The 4879-nt window shown below is 64.3% G+C and carries 4 protein-coding genes; 2 read left to right on the plus strand and 2 right to left on the minus strand.

Features of this window, described 5'->3' with window-relative positions; all coding sequences use genetic code 11:
• Nucleotides 1-564: 564 nt before the first annotated feature.
• Nucleotides 565-981: a hypothetical protein gene (locus tag ACIBI6_RS40735; protein ID WP_364360215.1), complete on the minus strand. Its 417-nt coding sequence runs from the start codon at nt 979-981 to the stop codon at nt 565-567.
• Nucleotides 982-2035: 1054 nt separating this feature from the next.
• Between ACIBI6_RS40735 and arfB the strand changes: the two genes are divergently transcribed.
• Nucleotides 2036-2464, plus strand: a complete 429-nt coding sequence (gene arfB / locus ACIBI6_RS40740; protein WP_364360212.1) for an alternative ribosome rescue aminoacyl-tRNA hydrolase ArfB — start codon at nt 2036-2038, stop codon at nt 2462-2464.
• A gap of 148 nt (nt 2465-2612) precedes the next feature.
• Entirely contained in the window at nt 2613-3329 is a 717-nt protein-coding gene (locus tag ACIBI6_RS40745) for a hypothetical protein (RefSeq protein ID WP_396960514.1), read from the plus strand.
• Nucleotides 3330-3338: 9 nt separating this feature from the next.
• On the opposite strand, the gene moeZ is transcribed toward ACIBI6_RS40745, so the two are convergent.
• Nucleotides 3339-4523, minus strand: a complete 1185-nt coding sequence (gene moeZ, locus ACIBI6_RS40750) for an adenylyltransferase/sulfurtransferase MoeZ (RefSeq protein WP_364360204.1) — start codon at nt 4521-4523, stop codon at nt 3339-3341.
• Nucleotides 4524-4879 lie beyond the last annotated feature (356 nt).

The following is a 4879-nucleotide window of genomic DNA, read 5'->3' on the forward strand; positions in this document are numbered from 1 at the left end:
ACTCACACCTGCGGCGCACACACTTCGACGACTCGGACGCGAGACGGGCCGCGAACGGTCGCTCGTAAGACTCGCTCCGTGGTGGTCGCTGATGGTCGGGGGTCGGCACCTGATGCGCGCATGCCCGAAGAACACAACTCACACCTGCGGCGCACACACTTCGACGACTCGGACGCGAGACGGGCCGCGAACGGTCGCTCGTAAGACTCGCTCCGTGGTGGTCGCTGATGGTGGGGGGTCGGCACCTGATGCGCGCATGCCCGAAGAACACAACTCACACCTGCGGCGCACACACTTCGACGACTCGGACGCGAGACACGCCGCGAACGCCGTCGCTCGTAATGTCGTTTGCCACCGTTGTGGGGCCACTGCGGTACCAGCCGTGGGACCACCGACAGCGGAACAGAAGTGGAACAGGTCATTGCGCTGTCGATTGGCGAACGCTTCGTTCCCGAACGACCGATACGCGGACGTCACATGAGTTCCACCTCGGTGAAGCCGGGAGCCAGCCCGCTCGAGCTGATGGGCCAGATCCCGGCACCGCAAGCCCGACAACCTACGCCGCTAGTTCAAACCCTCACCTACGGCCTTGCGGGCATCACCAGCCTGTTCGGCACCGTCCCCGCTGATCGCCGATGAAAAGAGGTCGCTGACGTTGATCGTGCGGCCCGCTTGCACTCTCGCGATTATCCGGTACCAGTACCTGATGCCGCCGTTTGCCCACTCGATCAGCTTGTCGTCGCTGCTTATGATCTTCATGTTCAGGTTCCAACTGGACGACATCTCGCGACTGGTGCCGCCCGGGGGCAGCACATGCAGATCTATGTGTCGGCTGTCCCAATGCAGCACGATCGAGACGGGGTAGGGGTAATTGTTGTACAGCCTGCCCGAGGAGGTTACGTCCTGCTCGGGGGGCTTTTCCCCGTTCTCCCCCGAAAACGGCACGAAAATTTCCTGGTCTTCCGCGTAGACTTCAGTCACTTGCGCCCCTCTCGATGGAGCGAGCCCGGCCGGATAACACTGCAGCCCGCGGCGGTTGGATGTGAAGCCCCGGCCAACCACAGTATGAGCCGAATTCCCAACCACCGCAGCCGTTTTCGAGGCTATTGGCTCAGTTCGATGAATGGGAAGACATCCCGAAACCGTTGCAGGACGTCTGGTCTCCGCTGCAGTATCCGGAGGGCCGTCGGTCGGCTGACCGGCGAATCGAAAACATCCATCCGTTGGAGGCGCTTCGATGCGCCGCAACCTTTGATCGGGCAGGTTCGGTGTCGACTTGGTCGAGGAATCTTGGGTCCAGAGCCAGCCCGTGCCGACGGAGTCCTTCGCCTTGAGGTCTGTAGTCCACACGGTGATGGTCGGCCAAAAGGTTCAACGTCTGTCCTTTCGGGGCCAGACGCCATCGCGGGGCCTGGCAACTCCGCCGGTTGAACGGTTACTCGAATCCGGTGTGCGCCCGTGTCGATCGCGTCGGGTCTTGTGTGGATCCCAATTCATGGCGATGGCCGCGCTCGTCAGCAACGTCGCGACAATGGCTAACACGACCAACTCGGTCAGCATGTCGTCCCACTTTCCGTCGACCCGGACTATGCCGGGGGATTACGCCACGACCTCGATGGCCCAGGGGTATTGATCGTTTAGACGGGAAGTTACAGCTCTACCAGCAGATTTCCGGCCTCGGCTGGACTTGTCACACTCTGGTTCCGGTCTATGGGTGACGGCGCACATATCGGTCTGTGTGGACGGGATATGGCGAGCCGGGCCCTGGAGACGGATTCTCGTGGTCGTGAAATCGAGTGGAGATGTGCCGAGAATCGGCGAACACACGCAACTCGGCATGAGCGCGTGTTGAGAAGCCGCGTCGACCAACAGATTTGGACGGCCGACCAACGCGCGCCCAGCGGCATGTGCGGACGGCCTGCTTGTTACACGTCGACAAGGTCGTCGCTATCGTGAACGAGAAGGTCACCATTCAGTCGCAACTAGACCGACGTGACCTTGTCGACTCGCGGATCGGAAAGAGCGGCATCTGATCATGGCAGAGGACCTGACCGTGACTCGGGTGCTGGTGATACCCGCGTCCGAGTTACGCGAGCGGTTCTCACGGTCGTCCGGTCCCGGAGGGCAGCACGTCAACACCACCGACAGCCGGGTAGAGCTGTCGTTCGACCTCGCCAACTCACCCTCCGTACCGGAGTGGCTGCGCACCCGGATGCTCGACCGCCTGGCCACCCGCCTGGTCAACGGGGTACTCACGATCGCCGCATCGGAGCAACGCGCACAGCCGCAGAACCGCGCGGCCGCCCGCGAACGCATGGCCTCGTTACTGGCTGACGCCGCTGCCGCACCGCCACCCGTCCGCCGCGCCACCAAGCCCTCGCGCGGAGCAAAGGAACGTCGCATCGCCGCGAAGAAACGGCGCGGCGTCACCAAACGCAACCGCCGCGCCTCCCCCGACGACTAGCCGACGGGCAGCGCCACAGGTCGGGGTCTCGGCGGCACAGTCGCTGTCGAACGGGCCCGTGCTCGCAAGTACCCGTCTGCATCTTCTCGTCGCCGGCAGATCGTCGGGTACCAGTCGGTGCAGGTCATCGATCTCCAGGTCCGGGGTCGTGCCCTTGAAATCGAGATCCCCTCGAGGTCCCAAACGTCTTCGAAGACGAGCGTCGCCGGGGCCATCCAGAAGGAGAAATATCGAGGGCTGCAACGGCATTGGCCGGCCCCTGGCGCACCGGCTGGTGCACGACGGCGAAATAGTGATCGACGTGCCCACGAAACTGTCGGCGCAAGTTCGCGTGTTCGCCACTGGCAACGGCCGCAAAACCGAGCCCGTCGACGCCCACTCGGTCGCGCTGGCCGCGCTACGAGCACCGAATCTGCGCCAGGTGCGGGCTGATCCGGACCTGGTCGCGCCGGGGCTGCTGGTCGACCGCCGCGACGAGCTCGGCCGCGCCCGCACCGACGCCATCAACCGGATCCATCGGCTGCTGCTGGAACTGCTGCCCGGCGGAGCCAAGAAGTACTTGTCGTCGCGGCAGGCCCGCGAACTTATCGCGTCGGTGAGACCGCGGGATCGGGCCGCCCAGCTCCGCTGCCGCCTGACTCTGGAACTGATCGAGGAGCTCGAAGGGATCGACCGCAAGATCAAGACCTTGGACAAGGAGTTGCGGCAACTGGTCCTCGATCACGGTTCCACGCACGCATGCCCGAAGAACACGACTCACACCTGCGACGCACGCGCTTCAACAACCCGGGACGCGAGACGGGCCGCGAACGGTCGCTCGTCTCGCTCCGCGGTGGCTACGCCGCGAAGCAACCTCTCGGCATGAGTACCCGGTCTAGTAGACCGGCAGTGACCTGTCGACCTGATTCGCCCAGGCGACGATGCCGCCCTGCACATGTGAGGCGTCGGAGAAACCGGCGTTCTTCAGGACCGCGAGCACCTCCGCCGAGCGGATACCGGTCTTGCAGTGCAGAACGATCGGCCGATTCTGCGGCAGATCCGACAGTGCCTCACCGGAGAGGAATCGATCCTTCGGGATGAGCTTGGCGCCCTCGATGTGCACGATGTCCCATTCGACCGGCTCGCGCACGTCGATGAGCTCGATTTCCTTGCCCGCGTCGAGCAGCTCCTTCAGCTCGCGCGCGGTGATGGTCGAGCCCGCGGCCGCGGCCTGGCCCTCCTCGGACACCACGCCACAGAATGCCTCGTAGTCGATCAGTTCGGTGATCGGCTGACGTTCCGGATCGCGGCGCAGCTTGATGGTCCGGTAGTTCATATCGAGTGCGTCGTAGACCATGAGACGACCGAGCAGCGGCTCACCGATGCCGGTGATCAGCTTGATCGCCTCGGTCACCATGATCGAACCGATGGAGGCGCACAGCACGCCGAGGACACCGCCTTCGGCGCAGGAGGGCACCATGCCCGGCGGCGGGGCCTCGGGGTAGAGGTCGCGGTAGTTGATGCCGCGGCCGTCCGGTGCGTCTTCCCAGAAGACCGAGACCTGGCCCTCGAAGCGGTAGATGGAGCCCCAGACATACGGCTTGCCCGCCAGCACCGCGGCGTCGTTGACCAGGTAGCGGGTGGCGAAGTTATCTGTGCCGTCGACGATCAGGTCGTATTCGGCGAACAATTCGACGGCGTTCTCGGGCTCCAGGCGGATCTTGTGCAGCCGGACCTCGATGCCGGAGTTGATCTCGAGAATGGAATCGCGCGCACTATCGGCCTTCGGGCGGCCGATATCGGATTCACCGTGGATGATCTGGCGCTGCAGATTGGAGGCGTCGACCTCGTCGAATTCGACGATGCCGAGCGTGCCGACACCGGCGGCGGCCAGATACAGCAGTGCGGGCGAGCCGAGCCCGCCTGCGCCGATCACCAGCACCTTGGCGTTCTTCAGTCGTTTCTGCCCGTCGACCCCCAGGTCCGGGATGATCAGATGACGGCTGTAGCGGGCGATCTCGTCCTTGGTCAGCTCCGCGGCCGGTTCGACCAGCGGCGGCAGGGACTTCGGTGATGACACGTCCAGGGCTCCTCGAATCAATTGGCCGCACTGTGGTGGCTCAGCGCCTAATTACTCAACGCCGACAATCGGCCCGTTCTTCCCGACCATCGTCTCGCATCACCAACCCACGCCGCTGACCGGGTCAGCGACCACCACGGAGCGAGTCTTACGAGCGACCGTTCGCGGCCCGTCTCGCGTCCGAGCCGTCGAAGCACATGCGACACAGTCGCGAATCTCCGATACACGCGCACCAGGTGCCGACCCCCCACCATCAGCGACCACCACGGAGCGAGTCTTACGAGCGACCGTTCGCGGCCCGTCTCGCGTCCGAGCCGTCGAAGCGCATGCGACGAAGTCGCCAGTCTCGACGGCTC

The organism is Nocardia sp. NPDC050412, assembly GCF_044458825.1.
Lineage (GTDB): Bacteria > Actinomycetota > Actinomycetes > Mycobacteriales > Mycobacteriaceae > Nocardia.

Coding starts and splice junctions, on each gene's coding strand:
- arfB (WP_364360212.1), top strand. CDS start 2,036: ATGGCAGAGGACCTGACCGTGACTCGGGTGCTGGTGATACCCGCGTCC.